Genomic DNA, 14,972 nt, shown 5'->3' with positions numbered 1-14,972 from the left:
CGTGAACATGGCGCGCCCAACGGTCTGCTGTGCAACGGCATAGAAATCCCGCTCGGTGTCACCGCTTCGTCATAAGGCGAAGTTAATTCCCCAATAACCATTCCGATTGGGGGGATGCGATGATGCTCAGACTTCGGGGACCGAGGGAGCCTCGCGCGTAGACCTTCATCCGCTTGCGTTTCGTCATCCAGTCCGGAGAGAGTTGTGGACCTGTCAAACTATATCCGCGTTGGCCGCTACGATCTGCCGGAGCCTACCCGCACCGCTGCGCCGGCCGGTAACCTGCTGGGGCAGGAGGCATCGGGCGTCGCCTACAACTGGGATACCGATACGCTGTTCATCATCGGTGACGGCGGCCGCTCGATCACCGAAGTCAGCAAGTCCGGCGAACTGGTCAGCACCATGACCCTTGCCGCAGGCGACAGCCCGCAGGGCACCGCCTTCTACGATCCGGAAGGCATCACCTACATCGGGGACGGCCAGTTCGTCTTCACGGAGGAGCGCGATCGCAACGCGGTGCTCATCCGCTACGAAGCGGATACCGTGAAGGGCCGCGACGACGCGCAGGTCGCCAATCTGGGCACGTTCGTGAACAATATCGGTCTCGAGGGTCTGACCTACGATCCGCTGACCGGCGGCTTCATCTTCGTCAAGGAGTCCGGCCCGATCGGTGTGTTCCAGACCACGATCGACTTCGCTACCAACACCGCCAGCAACGGATCGGCGACGACACAGAATTCGGCGGATCTGTTCGATCCGGCACTGCTCGGCCTGTCCGATGTCGCCGATGTGTTCGCGCTGTCCAACATCCCTTCGTTTGCCGGTACGGCGGAGGAGGGAAACCTGCTGATCATCAGCCAGGAAGAAGGCAAGATCGTCAAGGTCGACCGCGCGGGCAACGTGCTGAGCGAACTCGTCATCCAGACGGATGCAGGCAATGCGCTGGGCGTGGCGGATCAGCAGCATGAAGGGATTACGGTCGATCGCAACGGCTTCATCTATGTCGTCAGCGAGAATGGCGGCGGAACCGCCGACCGTCCGCAGATGTGGGTCTATGCGCCTGCCGACTTCCCGAATGCGGCCCCGACCGGCATCTCGCTCGATAACGCGCTGACAGCGATCGAGGAAAATACCGGGACTGCTTCGCGCGTGAAGGTCGCCGACATCGTCATCGCAGATGACGGGATCGGCGTGAACGCCCTCAGCGTCTCGGGTTCCGACGCCGCATTCTTCGAAGTGGACTCGACCGGCCTGTACCTGAAGGCGGGAACCGCGATCGATTACGAAGCCAAGACCAGCTATGCGGTGACGGTATCGACGGACGACGCCAATGTCGGAACTGGCGTGGACGCGAGCGTCGATTACGTCCTGAACGTCACCGACGTTGCCGACGAAGCCGTTGCGCCCACACTCTTCATCTCTGAAGTCGCGCCTTGGTCGAGCGGGAACAGCGCGGTCGCAGCCGACTGGTTCGAAGTAACCAACAACGGCAGCACGGCGATCGACATCACTGGCTGGCGGATGGACGATAGTTCGGCCCAGTTCAGCAACGCGCGCGCGTTGAGCGGCATAACTTCGATCGGCGCGGGCCAGTCGGTGATCTTCTTCGAAACCGGCGATCTGGACGCGACCCGGGCCGCCTTCATCGACAACTGGTTCGACGGCGTCGCACCGGCGGGCGTGCAGTTCGGCGCCTATACGGGCGCAGGCGTCGGGCTCAGCACCGGCGGCGACCAGGTCAATCTGTACAACGCTGCGGGCGAAGTCCAGGCGAGCGTCAGCTTCGGTGCCTCGCCGGCCGCCAGTCCCTACGCGACGTTCAACAACGCCGGTGCCGTCAACAACGCGGAGATCCCGCTGTTGAGCGAAGCTGGCAGCAACGGTGCATTCTCTGTCACTAATGGGGAAACCACCGAAATCGGCTCGCCCGGTACGGTCGGTCGACTGTTCGTCTCCGAAATCGCGCCGTGGTCGAGTGGGGACAGCCCGGTGGGCGCCGACTGGTTCGAGGTGACCAACACGACCGGTCTCGCGGTGAATCTCGCCGGCTGGAAGGTCGATGACAATTCCCAGTCGCCGATCGCCGCCGTCGCCCTGAATGGGATCGACAGCATTGCGGCGGGCCAGTCGGTGCTGTTCGTCAATGGCGGGGCGACCGAAGTTCAGGCCTTCGTCACGACCTGGTTCGGCGGGACGCTGCCTGCGGGTGTTCGGATCGGGACCTATGACGGCTCGGGCATCGGCCTGAGCACCGGTGGCGATCAGGTGAACCTGTACGACGCCAACAACATGTTGCGCGCCAGCGTCGTGTTCGGAACATCGACGTCACTGCCGTCGCTGGGTACGTTCGACAATGCCGCCGGCGTCAATGGCATCGTGACGCAAGTCAGCAGCATCGGCGTCAATGGCGCCTATCAGATCCAGACGTCGGAAGGGACCGAGACGGGCTCGCCGGGCACGATCAGGACCATTATCGACGAGAACAACGCCGCGCCGACCGGCATCACGCTCGCCAACGCAACGACCGCGATCGACGAGAACAGCAGCACGCTCGCACGGGTCAAGGTCGCCGACGTCGTGATCGCCGATGACGGGCGCGGCGGCAATGCTTTTGCGCTGGCCGGCGCAGACGCCGGTTTCTTCGAGGTCGACGCAACCGGCCTGTATCTGAAAGCCGGCACCAACCTCGACTTCGAAACGAGGGCTGCCTACGCGGTCACCGTCACCGTTGACGATCCCACCGTGGGTGCGACGCCCGATGCCAGCACCAGCTTCGTGCTGAACGTCACCGATATCGCCAATGAAGGTACGGGCCCCGCAATCCGCATAACGGAGGTGGCGCCATGGGCGAGTGGAGACAGCCCGGTCGGTTTCGACTGGTTCGAGGTAAGCAACGTCTCCGACGCGGCCGTCGACATCTCCGGTTGGCGGGTCGATGATGACTCCAAGAGCTTCGCATCGTCGGTCGCACTGAACGGCGTCACCAGCATTGCCAGCGGCCAGTCGGTGATTTTCCTGCAGACGGGCGATTTGGTGCAGGCGCAGGCCGCGTTCATCGATAACTGGTTCGGCGGGAATGCTCCGGCCGGCCTCACCTTCGGCACCTATGATGGCTCCGGCATCGGTCTCAGCGCGGGCGGGGACTCGGTGAACCTCTTCAACGCCGATGGCGCCAGTGTGGCGAATGTCAGCTTCGGCGCATCGACCGGCCTGCCTGCACTCGCGACCTTCGACAATGCCGACGGCCTGAACAATGTTCGCCTGACAAATCTCGCGATCGCGGGCGACGATGGCGCCTTCACCATCGTGAACGGGGAAGGCAATAGCGAAACCGGGTCCCCCGGCTATATCGCGGCCTTGCGGATCGTCGGCGGCTCGGGTGACGACATACTCTCGGGCACGGTCCTCGACGACATCATCCAGGGCGGCGCCGGAAACGACCGCCTGACGGGCTTGGGCGGGAACGATTGGCTGTTCGGGGGTGCGGGCTCCGATACGATGCGCGGCGATGCAGGTAGCGATGTCTTCGCCTTCCTGCTCAGCGACAACGCACCGTCTCCATCGCGCAAGAAAACCGTCGATCGCATCAGCGACTTCTCGTCCGAGGATGTGTTGATCACCGATGCCATGCTGTTCGACAGTAATGCCAACGGCGTGATCACGTTCGGTGGTAACAGGGTCCTGGATCTGACCGGGGGTGGGCAGGTGAACATGACCAGCTCTTCCGGCAAGAGGATCACGGCGCTGGAATTTGACGGGATCTGGCGTGACGACGCGACCGGCATCGACCATTATGTCTACAGCCTGGTCGGGTCCGCTGCGGGCGTAGCGACGGTTGATCTTTCCGCCTGAACGGTCGCAGATCCAAGTATGGCGAAGGAGGGTTTGTCGGAATGACAGACCCTCCCGACGGCGAAGCATCGGCAGCCGTCGCGTGATGCCCGGCCGATCACGGTAGAGCACGAACCGCGTTTGTCTCAAGGCTGCTTTATGCTCCCTGCATTGGTGCCGTCTCGCACCTGTCGGCGCTAGGTCATGCAATCCATCAGAAGCGCCAGCCGGCCGAAGCATTAGCGGCCGTTGTTGTTCGCGAAACGGGTAACGGTGCCTGTCACGTCGCCGCTCCGCATGGCTTGATGACAGAATGTCACCGAGAAGGTTGTTGCGCGCTCCAGGCACCGACAGCGCCGCCGCGGCGTCGAACGTCTAGACGAGCGCGGCTAGGCTGGTCTTTTTCAGGCGTGCAATCAGCAGCGATCTGATTCCCGTAGGGCGCCTGCAAAGGCGCCGTTGACCCAGGCGACCTGGTGGCGAGGGAGGTCGCATCAAGCGTTCTGGAAAGCAGCGTCGCTGAGGATCAAAGCTGCAAGATCTAGCTCATTCACACCGACCGGCTGGGGCCCAGTCCACGAACTCGACAAAATCCAGTTTCCGCTCGCCGGTCTCGACTTTCGAGACATATGACCGCGGCTTTCCCAACCGCACAGCCAGATCCACCTCGGCACCTAGCGTGTCCAGGCGAGCCTTCGTCAATCGTGGTCGCGTTGTACGATCCGCGCAGCCAATTGGGCAATGGTGGTACGCTAGATCAAAACATTGCTAGATCACCGTCGATGTTATTGAAGAACGGTATTGCCATAAAGTCGATCGGGGCAAGCTCTCGGCCAAATGCAGCTATCTCATCGCCCATTGCCACGCCGGAGACTCCGTCCACGGTTACGATTGCCGAGTGCAGCAAAAGATCGCCGACCGATACCACTGCATTTCCGGAGTTATAGCCGTAGACCCTGATGAGGATCTGGTTGAGCCCTGTACCGCCTTGGTCAAACGTCACAAGGGCCAACTCACCCGAGTTGGAAATCGAGACACAATCCGCCGCCGAGGTGTTGAGCGCCAGAAAGTCGATCTTGTCGATACCGGTCTGGAAACCACCAATGCCGTCCGAAGCGATCCGGGGCGAATCGTTGACGGTGACATATCTGAAGATATCGGCGCCTCTATCACCAGAAAGAACATCACTGCCGATGCCACCTTGCAAGATATCGTTGCCTTCGCCGCCTTGCATCTGGTCGTCACCCTGACCTCCGAACAACTGATCGTCACCGACGCCGCCATTCATATACTCGTCATTACCCTGATTCCCGAAAAGCAGATCGTTGCCGGTATCTCCATAGAGTATATCGACGCCGAACCCACCGAGCAGAACATCATCACCGGCGCCGCCCTGAAGTTCGTCACCGCCGTTTCCACCCGACAGAACGTTCGACCCGGCATTACCCCTCAGGTAATCGGCGAAAGCCGAACCGACCAGATTTTCGATCGAGATCAAATTATCTGTGCCGCCGCCACCCGTGCGTCTCGCGCCCGTGTGCTCAAGGTTGACATAAACATAGGACGTCGCGCTTTCATAGCTGACGGTATCGATGCCTGCGCCACCGTCCAGGACGTCTGTTTCGGCCGAGGAAGTGACCGGATACTCAACTCCCGCCGACGTGTTCGAGATATGAAGCGTGTAGGTCGAACCCGCCGCTGGTCCGGTGCCGTTGTCACGATCCAGCACGCGAAGGTAAGCATAGCCATTATTCGAAAAGGTGTAGTCAAGAAAGCTGGCCCCGGGATTACTGCCGGGATCGAGGGAGTCATCATTCTCGGCAATGACGATGCCCGTGTAAGAAACAATTTGAATAAGAGAGTTAAAACTATTGTTATCAATATCCAAATATAAACGTGTTCCAGCTAAGAAAGTGAATGCATAATATTCGGGTACACCGCCGGATGCAGTGGCATGGACTGTTGCATGCGGGATTGTCGTCGAATCTGCAATGTTATCATTCGCAATGAGATCGTGAGATGCGGGTCCAAACTGGAACCGGGTCGGGAAGTCGATAATTTTCGTGCCTGGTTTGACGAGGTCAGGACGATCGAAAGTAAGCTCACCGAGGCTCCCCCCACCGGTGCCGCCGTCCAGCGTATCATTGCCCTCACCGCCGGACAGCAAATCGCTACCCTGGCCGCCATAGGAGACGTTGTCCGCCGCGTTACCGATCAGTGTATCGGCATGAAGCGACCCGACTACATTTTGGATATTAACCAACATATCGTCGCCGCTGCCACCCGTTGCGGTCCCCAGGTTCAGATTAACCGTTACCCCGGACGCTATGATCGAATAGGAAACGGTGTTGACTCCCGCTTCTCCATCGATGACATCGCTTCCTACACCACCTGCAAGATTGTCGTTGCCTTCCCCCCCATAAAGCGCGTCGTTGCCCTGGCCGCCAAAGAGATAGTCGACGCCGGCATCGCCATACAGAAAATCGTTGTCCTGATTGCCATAGAGTATATCGTCGCCGGCAACGCCATAAACCCGATCCTCGCCCTCCCGTCCGCTGATGACGTCGTTCTTTTCGCCGCCATACAACGTGTCGCCGGCTGCCGTCCCTTCGATCACGTCGTTCAACCCAATGTCGTAGAACATCGACCGCTCGACCGTCTCGATTGCCCATGACGACACGTCATCCGCGGCAACCCTAGAGTCAGACCGGGATGCCGACGATATGACCTTCGGCATCCCAGCCAGTATGGTCATGCTCGGTTTTCCGAGCGCAGACAGGTATTCGGAGCCGGTCTGGCTATCGTCAACACCAGGCGCGGATGAAGATCGGACAAAGCTAAAACCATCGGGGTAGGTGACTACGTCGACACCGAATTTGGTCGGCTTGGTGTTACGAATTTTCACTGTAAGCTCCAAATTACTATGATCTGCTTCAGCGCTGCGCCGGTTACCTCGTTCTGGCATGCATCCGGGCAAGCTGTCAGCCATATCCGCGCCACATTAAAGCAATAGCTGCTCCGATAAGCAGCCGCTTAACCATAACTTTGTCCGGCAAGGCGTCGGTTGGNCCGGCAAGGCGTCGGTTGGGGCGAATATCTACGACGTAGAGAGCATGGCCTACCTTCCACAATATTTCGTAAGTTTAGGCATTTTTCAACCGGGGGGGGGGATGGCGACGGCGGCTAGGGCCCCACACTACCCCATGAAACCGCATACAGGACCTAAGCGCCGCAAACACACTAGGCTTAGTACTCGATTGCCATAGCCAGAGCTAAGGGTGGCGGCGCATGCGACAGCGGAAAAAGACGGTTCGACAACGGTCGTATCGAGTGGCGACGCGGCGCCAGCCTGGCGCTATCAATGCTGGAGATAAGCTCGAACAAAGTTGTCGCCCGTTCGCGTAAGCCAACCCTGAGCCGTTAGGTTTATCGCAGCCCACATACGATTGTGGGGCCAAATGTAGGCGTCCATGGGGCGTCAATTCAATCACTCGACCTTTTTAATGCCTTGCAGCCGACCGCTGGCGGAGACGCTACTTGGCACGCCGCCCACCCGGCCATACAGCAGGTGCAATTCACCGAAGCGTCGGCAAGCGAAGGCTCAGCATGCAGATCATTGTCCGCGACAACAACATCGACCAAGCCCTCCGCGCCCTGAAGAAGAAGTTGCAACGGGAGGGCGTGTATCGGGAGATGAAACTGCGCCGGCACTATGAGAAGCCGTCAGAGAAGCGCGCCCGGGAACGCGCAGCCGCCATAAGCCGGGCGCGCAAGGCTGATCGCAAACGTGCTGAACGCGACACCTGATCCTAACAGAAGCGCCAAATGCAACAGTCTCACGCCGCAGCCTGAAAGATCATCTTCCCGGCCATGCAGTGCAGGCGTTTCGACGGCCCGGACCACGCGCCGGAGCAACGCCGCATCATCGGCCGTCGCAGGAACGAAGAGTTTCGCGCAACACATCGGCCGATGCCACGAGCGCGGCCTCCTCATCCGGCGACAGCTGCGGGGTCAGGATACGCAGCACCCCTTCTGCACCGACTAGGCACGGCAGGCTCAGATACACGCCCTCGATCCCGTACTGACCATCCATCATGGCAGACACGGGCAGGACGACATGCTCGTCGCGGTGGATCGCCTCGCAGATGCGCGTGATCGCGGTGGCGATGCCGAACGACGTATAGCCCTTGCCGTCGCTGATCGCGTAGCCTGCCCGCATCACGTCATGAGCCGTCCGTTCACGATCGAACACCGCATCGCCGAGAAAATCATCGAGCTGCATGCTGCCGATGCGCACGGTGGAATAAGCCATTACCTCGCTGTCACCATGCTCGCCCAGCACCAGTGCCTCGACCGCGGCCGGCGCGATCTTCAGCTGGTCCGCTATCCGTTTCCGGAACCGGTTGCTGTCGAGCAGCGTGCCGGTTCCGATCACCCGTTCCGGCGGCAACCCGGATGTCATCTGCGCCACCTGGGTCATCGCGTCGGCCGGGTTGGACGAGACGACGATGATGCCATCGAATCCTGCGTCCCGTGCCTGCCGGACGCACTCCCCTACGATCTTGGCGCTCTTCGCCGCCACGGCGGTGCGCGGTTCGCCGTCCTTGGCATTCGCCCCGGCTGTGACGACCAGAATGCTGGCCTCCTTGACGTCGCCATAGTCGCCAGCCCAGATCCGCACCGGCTGCTCGATCGCACTGGTATCCGCAATGTCGGTGGCCTCGGCCGCCGCCCGTTCGGGATTGTGGTCGATCAGGACAATCTCGGAAAACAGACCGCGCAGCATCAATGCGTAGGCGGTCGTCGCGCCGACGTTGCCGGCGCCGATGATGGCGACACGGGAGGATATGGACATGTCGGAATTTCCTTTGGCTAGAGCTGGACGTGCAAGCCGCTATAGCCGCTGCACGAGATCGTAACGTCACTAACGATCAACGCCGCCGTCAGGCCACACACTTGCTGCGAATGATCGGACGTCCGCATCAACAGCCAATCGCGGGATCGATTCGGCTCGACTCATGACCGTTGCCGGGGTGACCAGATATGCCAGAATCACCGCAGGGAACATCGCATCGCACATGCCTTCGGTCATGCGCAGGCCCACTACATCCGCGGCTTTGCCGCGCAGCGGGATCGGAAGGTGCCGTGGTTGCGCACGACCAAGTATCGGGAGTGCTTTGCCGCCGACAAGCGGTTGGAGCAGGCCGATGTCGCAGCGCGGGCAAGCGCAGCCGCAGCCCATCTTGACCTGCCCACGCTCGTCGGCAGCGATCGGCAGGTGTCCTGGGCAACGACGATCCGGGCCAAACGTCTCGCCGCGATCGTTTCCGCGGCCGTGGCAAATGATCTAGCCGGCAGATCCGCCTGGATGCGTTTGACCGATGCTAAATGGTGGGTCGATCATCGTGTACTGAACAATACCGACCTGCTCGCTACAGCAGACGCCTGCAAGGCCGCCGCCCCTTCGGAGATCAGCACCCCGGCAACTATGCAGTTTACCCAAGCGGCGCGATGGCAGCATTTCGTCGGTAGCAAGGCGCAAGGCCAACCACCGCTGCGGGCGGCGTAGCTATTCGATGAAGTCCTTATGCGATACCGACTCTGCGATCACCTTAGGCAAAGAAGCCGTACACGGTCCTGCGTGAGATGCCGGCCTGACGGGCAATGTGCGCCGGCTTGATCCCTTCGGTTGCCAAATCTGCGGACCATATCCGGATCGATCCGTGCCTTGCCGCCCTTGTAGAAACCCCTCATCTTTTCAGCCTTGATGCCTTCGGCCTGCCGCGCAGGTTGGTCTCCAACTCGGCGAAATCGCCGAGCATGTCGAGGAACGCCTTGCCGGCCGCAATGTTCGTGTCGCTCGGGTGCTCGGTCGCTTTCAGTGCGCCCCCCTGCCCTTCAGTTCATGGACGATGTCCTGAAGATCCGTCATTGATTTGGTGAGCCGGTCGATGCGTCTCACGACTAGCGTGTCGCCTGCGGGCAGGAAGTCGAGCAGGATCTGGAGTTCGGTTCGTGCGCCGCGCTCGGTGCCCGACGTCTTCTCGGACCGGATCGTCTGGCAACCAGCCGCCCGCAACGCGGCTTCCTGAATGCCGAAATCCTGATCAGTCGTCGATACACGCGCGTAGCCAAAAAGCGTCATCGAAGCCCTTTCTGTTCGATCAGGCTCCAGACCTTCCGCAGCACGTGTTCAATACCGCTGCGACTGTCCCTGATTGAACAGTCGTAGCGTCTCATCGCCTATATGCTCAGGATATACCCATATTGATACGATGCCAGTGATAGGTTGGACATGATGTCAGAACGACTTTGTGTCATATTACGCGGAGTGGCATAGCTCTCTTTTAGGCACAAAGAAGAAGACTTCGGTTGCCGCCGGTCGGTCACGGGGTATCTCTTCACTTCTGATGGCCAGTTCCGGGAAGACTCGATCGGGAACAAGTTTAGGAAATGTGGTCCGGCAGAAAGCCGTAGGTTAGGAACACCGTTGCACTTGGCGGCCCCCCGCTCCAACTAGCACCGGTAACATTCCAGTCACACCACCAATCAATAGCTCGCAGCGCAACGAGTTGAACGAAGTTATATTTGCCACCTCGTCGTTTTTCAGAATTTGAAACGCACCCTTCCCACCAGTCTCTCTCTCGCACTGGCTGACGCTCAGACCGCAACGTCTATAAGACGTTCATCCCAAGATACTTCACACTGACCTAAAGCTGCTCGCGACGATTTTCGATCCCGAGCCTCCAGTTCACATAGTCGCCGTCCGGATGAAGGGGTTGAGCGAAATCTGATCTTATAGCGCATCTATACTACGAAATCTGTGGCCTCTCGCTCTGCGCCGTCTTGATAGTCCTGGTTCCACCCTTTCAGGAACTGGAGCCTCCGGCAAACATAGCCTAGCTCAGTTCTGGTTATTAACCTAGTAGACGGGAAATTGCCTTGAATAGTGCAAAATGCTGTCTATCCTTCTTATCGGATACAAGTTCGTTTTGTCCGAAGCTTGGATCAGCGGAGGTTTTAACAACGACGACGTGAGATTTCGGGTCTATCCAGATATATTGATGATAAACACCGATAGCCGTGAAGGGTCCCGTGTCGTCGGGTATCCACCATTGAAAGCCGTAACCGAACGGCGAGGTAGCATTTAAGCGCTCTCCTGGCCGCAAATGTGGTTCAGTTGCAGTCGCACAACCTGTCCAGAAGCCAGCGGGAAGAAGATCGTGACCGTCCAGGCATCCACGATCGGCGTAAAAAAGTCCCAACTTGGCATAGTCACGCAGCGTCGCATTCAGACCCATCGCCGCCGCCTCTGTTCCGAGGCCATCAACGAGAAAATAGCCATCTTCTTCCATTCCGAGCGGCTGCCATAGCATCCGTTCGGTAAAATCCCACAACGGTATGCCGGCAGCACCGGCTACGACCATACTTAGTACATGCGTATCACAGCTGTTGTATCGATTGAAGGTGCCAGGTGGATGCTCTCGGGGCAACCCAGAACACACGGCGCCAAATGATCCACCTTTTGTCAAGGCGTCATTGAACTTGGCTACATCGCTTTCAGAAGTGGTATAATCTTCATTCCATCGGACGCCGGAGGACATTTGCAACACCTGCCGGATAGTCGCACCTTCATAGCCCGAACCGCGTAAGGTAGGAACATAATGATCGACATTGTCATCAAGTGAATTGATCACGCCCTCACGCACGGCAAAGGCGACCAGCGTTGCGACGAAAGACTTGCAAACCGAAAACGAGATATGCTGCGTCGTACGATCAAAACCATGCCAATATTTTTCGTACCGAACTTTTCCATTCTTCAGAACCAGCAGTCCGGTCGAACGACCATCCTCCAGAAAGGCTGCCACATTACCGATTCCATCAACGCCCGGCACGTGGAGCGGCAACTCAATCGGGGGCCCGTCCGCCAGCGGACGGGACTCGGTAGAGCGGCGAATACGGCGCGACGGGTATATCGATGCCATATTTGCAAAATTTTCCGTCTGTTCACCGCCACCGAACAGCTCAACCGGCCGACTCTCCCAACTGGGCATATTTCGCGACTCCATCTGATAGATTGCCGGGGCTCGGTCACGCCGACAACGATCAGTCTGCGCGGGGGTTGCAGGATCGCACTGCGAGGGGGTGACGTGCTCTCCGAAAATCGTGCCACTGGTAAGTTAGCTTGTAAGTTGGAGACGAGTGATGCGGCGAGGCCGATTTACCGAGGATGAGATCATTGGGGTGCTGGGCAAGCATGAGGCTGGCGTAAAGACGGTCCAGTTGTGCCGGAAGCACGGGATCAGCGATGCGACGTTCTACAACTGGAAGACGCGGCCATCATTATGGATGACAACGGGACCTGTCCTACGAGCATTGCGCCGACGTCACCCGTCGCGACAAATGCCTCGGATTGGTAGAAGAACGCTCAGCCTGCGGAACCTAGCCGCGGCGGCCAGTGGGACTCACAATGGCGATGCACAACAACAAATCGCACAACCCACTATTAAATGTGGTGATTTCTACGAAAATTGGCGGAGACGGAGGGATTCGAACCCTCGGAACGAGTAAACCCCGCTCGGCGGTTTAGCAAACCGCTGGTTTCAGCCACTCACCCACGTCTCCGGGTCGGCAAGCCGCGGCTATAGCCAAGGTCTTGCGTTCGATCAACAGGGCGTACGCAAAAGCGTGTCGATCGCGAAAAATAGCGATGTTCATTGCAGCGACAGCCGGTTTGCGCCTTAGGTACCGCGACAAAAGCCGGATGCCCCGGGGGAGCGCGCTATGACGAATTTGGCCACGATGTTCAGGACCGCGATGCTCGGCTTGGCCGCGGTGCCGGTACTGATCGCCACGGCAGGTCAGGCGGCGCAGATCCGCACGGTGGATCCGTCGGCCCCGTCGGTCGCCGGGTCGCGCGGCTCCGCCGCCCCGCAATCGGCCGCCCCCGCCCCGGATGCCGACTATGGCGCCGAAACGGTGCCGACGTCCGATCCAGTGCCGGTGGCGGGCGACACGACCCCGCTGCGGACCGCGCCCGCATCCGGCAAGCCGCAGGGGCCGGTCGATGCCGCGATCGCCGACGAGGCAAGCAAGACCGACCCCACCAGCGTATATCAGGACGACGATATCCTGGGCGCGGCGGAAGGCGTGTTCGGGCGCGGGGCGGAAGGGTTCGCCAAGGCGGTGGAAAGCGTGCTGCGCAAGCAGGGCCGGCCCAACGCCTATATCGCGGGGCGCGAGGTCGGCGGCGCGTTCGTCGTCGGACTGCGCTACGGGTCCGGCACGATGCACCACAAGATCGAGGGCGACCGTCCGGTCTACTGGACCGGGCCGTCGCTTGGCATCGACTTTGGCGGTAGCGGCGCCAAGACCTTCGTGCTGGTCTACAACCTCTACGACAGCCAGGATCTGTTCAAGCGCTTCCCGGCCGCCGAGGGGCAAGCCTATCTCGTCGGCGGTTTCCACATCAGCTATCTGCGGCGCGGCGACGTGGTACTCATCCCGATCCGGCTTGGGGTAGGCTGGCGGCTGGGCGCCAACGTCGGCTACATGAAGTTCAGCGAGAAGGCGAAGATCCTGCCGTTCTGAGGCGCCGATCGAACAAGCGGGTTGTCCGTGAAAATTCGGACTCCAACCGTCATCCCGGCCTTCGCGGGGATGACGGCGTGAGTTGGGGAGGGCTACCCCGGGGTCGCCAGATCACTTCGCGCCGCATGGAACGACCGCACGCCGCCTGGCATCCAGCCAGGACACCGCGCGCGCCACCTCTGCGGCAACACGCGGCAGCCATCTCAGCTCTGGGGTGCGATCGTCCCTTCGAAGCGGATCGGCCGACCGGTGGCCGTGTCCGACAGTTCCCCGTCCCACATCACGCGCCGGCCGCGCACGATCGTGCCCGTCACCCGCCCGGTCAGTTCCATGCCGGTATAGGGCGACCAGCCGCAGCGCGACGCCAGCCAGTCCTCTCCGATCGTCCAGCGTGCCTTTGGATCGACGATCGAGAAGTCCGCATCGTAGCCGACCGCGATCCGCCCCTTTCCGACGATGCCGAACACGCGCTGCGGCCCCGCGCTCGTCAGTTCGACCAGCCGCTGCATCGTCATCCGCCCGGCGGCGACATGGTCCAGCATCAGCGGCAGCAAGGTCTGCACGCCCGGCATGCCCGAGGGCGACTGCGGATAGGGCAGCGCCTTTTCGGCCAGCGTGTGGGGTGCATGGTCGGACCCCAGGACGTCGACCACCCCCTGCCCCAGCCAGTGCCATAACCCGTCGCGGTGCGCGCCGGACCGGATCGGCGGGTTCATCTGCGCAAAGGTGCCGAGCCGCGGATAGGCCTCCTCCCCCGCCAGCGTCAGATGCTGCGGCGTCGTCTCGCACGTCACGATATCCTTGTGCGCGCTCAGATATTCCAGTTCGGCCGGCGTCGTGATGTGCAGGACGTGGATGCGCCGCCCCGCCGCGCGCGCCAGCTTCACGATTCGCTTCACCGCGATCATCGCGCTTTCGTCGTCGCGCCACACCGGGTGCGACGACGGGTCGCCCGCAACGCGCTGATCCAGCCGCGCCTGCATGCGGGCCTCGTCCTCGGCATGGATCGCGACGCGGCGCGTGCCGGATGCCAGCACCGCCGCCAGATTGGCGTCTTCGGACACCAGCAGGTCGCCGGTCGATGCGCCCATGAAGATCTTGACGCCCGCCGTGCCCGGCATGCGCTCCAGCGTCGCCAGTTCGGCGGCGTTGGCGTTGGTCGCCCCGACGTAGAAGGCATGATCGCACCACATCCGATCGCGCGCCAGATCCAGCTTCTGCTGGATCGCGGCGGCACTGTCCGTGTTCGGTTTGGTGTTCGGCATTTCGAACACCGCGGTCACGCCGCCCATCACCGCCGCGCGGCTGCCGGTTTCCAGATCTTCCTTGGCGATCAGCCCGGGCTCGCGGAAATGGACCTGACTGTCGATCACGCCAGGCAGGATGGTGAGGCCGGTGCAATCGATCACCATGCCCGCATCCCCGTCCGCGCCGATCGCGGCGATCCGGCCGTCGCGTACGCCGATGCTGGTTTCGGCCGGCCCGCCCGGTGTCCACACCGTGCCGCCCGTCAAGATCATGTCATAGGTCGCCATGCTGTCGTCTCCGTC

The 14,972-nt window shown here is 60.7% G+C and carries 9 protein-coding genes, 1 tRNA gene and 1 pseudogene; 5 read left to right on the top strand and 6 right to left on the bottom strand.

The genetic code is table 11. The features are described from left to right. Positions 1 to 204: 204 nt before the first annotated feature. Positions 205 to 3,852: a lamin tail domain-containing protein gene (locus BKY59_RS05160; RefSeq protein WP_076069130.1), complete on the top strand. Its 3,648-nt coding sequence runs from the start codon at positions 205 to 207 to the stop codon at positions 3,850 to 3,852. Between the two features lie 736 nt (positions 3,853 to 4,588). On the opposite strand, the gene BKY59_RS05150 is transcribed toward BKY59_RS05160, so the two are convergent. After that, positions 4,589 to 6,736, bottom strand: coding sequence for a calcium-binding protein (locus BKY59_RS05150; RefSeq protein WP_165374796.1), 2,148 nt, complete (start codon positions 6,734 to 6,736; stop codon positions 4,589 to 4,591). 701 nt (positions 6,737 to 7,437) lie between these two features. On the opposite strand from BKY59_RS05150, the gene rpsU reads away from it, so the two are divergent. Next, a complete protein-coding gene (gene rpsU / locus BKY59_RS05145) occupies positions 7,438 to 7,638 on the top strand; it encodes a 30S ribosomal protein S21 (RefSeq protein ID WP_076069124.1) in 201 nt (66 codons plus the stop codon). A gap of 115 nt (positions 7,639 to 7,753) precedes the next feature. On the opposite strand, the gene BKY59_RS05140 is transcribed toward rpsU, so the two are convergent. Continuing rightward, positions 7,754 to 8,686 (bottom strand): L-lactate dehydrogenase, encoded by a 933-nt coding sequence (locus BKY59_RS05140; protein ID WP_076069122.1) that lies wholly within the window; start codon positions 8,684 to 8,686, stop codon positions 7,754 to 7,756. Positions 8,687 to 8,980: 294 nt separating this feature from the next. Between BKY59_RS05140 and BKY59_RS05135 the strand changes: the two genes are divergently transcribed. Continuing rightward, positions 8,981 to 9,400 (top strand): hypothetical protein, encoded by a 420-nt coding sequence (locus BKY59_RS05135; RefSeq protein ID WP_129586206.1) that lies wholly within the window; start codon positions 8,981 to 8,983, stop codon positions 9,398 to 9,400. Positions 9,401 to 9,709: 309 nt separating this feature from the next. Here the strand turns inward: BKY59_RS05135 and BKY59_RS18015 are convergent, their stop codons facing one another. Together BKY59_RS18015 and BKY59_RS05125 are read right to left on the bottom strand one after the other, a co-directional pair. Next, positions 9,710 to 9,976 carry a recombinase family protein gene (locus BKY59_RS18015; protein ID WP_240499966.1) on the bottom strand — a complete coding sequence of 89 codons (267 nt, stop codon included), beginning with the start codon at positions 9,974 to 9,976 and terminating at the stop codon, positions 9,710 to 9,712. A gap of 772 nt (positions 9,977 to 10,748) precedes the next feature. Continuing rightward, entirely contained in the window at positions 10,749 to 11,885 is a 1,137-nt protein-coding gene (locus BKY59_RS05125; protein ID WP_240499965.1) for a serine hydrolase domain-containing protein, read from the bottom strand. 151 nt (positions 11,886 to 12,036) lie between these two features. On the opposite strand from BKY59_RS05125, the pseudogene BKY59_RS18010 reads away from it, so the two are divergent. Beyond that, positions 12,037 to 12,168 (top strand): annotated as a pseudogene (locus tag BKY59_RS18010) (transposase); the annotation flags it as partial. A gap of 195 nt (positions 12,169 to 12,363) precedes the next feature. Here BKY59_RS18010 and BKY59_RS05115 read toward each other — a convergent pair. Continuing rightward, a tRNA-Ser gene (locus BKY59_RS05115) sits at positions 12,364 to 12,456 on the bottom strand. Between the two features lie 159 nt (positions 12,457 to 12,615). Between BKY59_RS05115 and BKY59_RS05110 the strand changes: the two genes are divergently transcribed. Further along, the gene (locus tag BKY59_RS05110; RefSeq protein ID WP_240499964.1) at positions 12,616 to 13,422 is read left to right on the top strand and encodes a DUF1134 domain-containing protein; all 807 of its coding nucleotides are present in this window, start codon (positions 12,616 to 12,618) and stop codon (positions 13,420 to 13,422) included. Positions 13,423 to 13,625: 203 nt separating this feature from the next. Here BKY59_RS05110 and BKY59_RS05105 read toward each other — a convergent pair whose 3' ends face one another. Then, positions 13,626 to 14,957: a dihydroorotase gene (locus BKY59_RS05105; RefSeq protein ID WP_076069114.1), complete on the bottom strand. Its 1,332-nt coding sequence runs from the start codon at positions 14,955 to 14,957 to the stop codon at positions 13,626 to 13,628. Positions 14,958 to 14,972 lie beyond the last annotated feature (15 nt).

This window comes from Sphingomonas montana, assembly GCF_001956315.1.
Classification (GTDB): Bacteria; Pseudomonadota; Alphaproteobacteria; order Sphingomonadales; family Sphingomonadaceae; genus Sphingomonas_R; species Sphingomonas_R montana.
The sequence above is the reverse complement of the archived record's forward strand: the minus strand, read 5'-3'. Positions and strand labels throughout refer to the sequence as shown.

Excerpts from the sequence above, each read along its gene's own strand:
- BKY59_RS05110 (WP_240499964.1), top strand. The coding sequence starts at position 12,616 with ATGACGAATTTGGCCACGATGTTCAGGACCGCGATGCTCGGCTTGGCC.
- BKY59_RS05140 (WP_076069122.1), bottom strand. The coding sequence starts at position 8,686 with ATGTCCATATCCTCCCGTGTCGCCATCATCGGCGCCGGCAACGTCGGC.
- BKY59_RS18015 (WP_240499966.1), bottom strand. The coding sequence starts at position 9,976 with ATGACGCTTTTTGGCTACGCGCGTGTATCGACGACTGATCAGGATTTC.
- BKY59_RS05125 (WP_240499965.1), bottom strand. The coding sequence starts at position 11,885 with ATGCCCAGTTGGGAGAGTCGGCCGGTTGAGCTGTTCGGTGGCGGTGAA.
- BKY59_RS05105 (WP_076069114.1), bottom strand. The coding sequence starts at position 14,957 with ATGGCGACCTATGACATGATCTTGACGGGCGGCACGGTGTGGACACCG.
- rpsU (WP_076069124.1), top strand. The coding sequence starts at position 7,438 with ATGCAGATCATTGTCCGCGACAACAACATCGACCAAGCCCTCCGCGCC.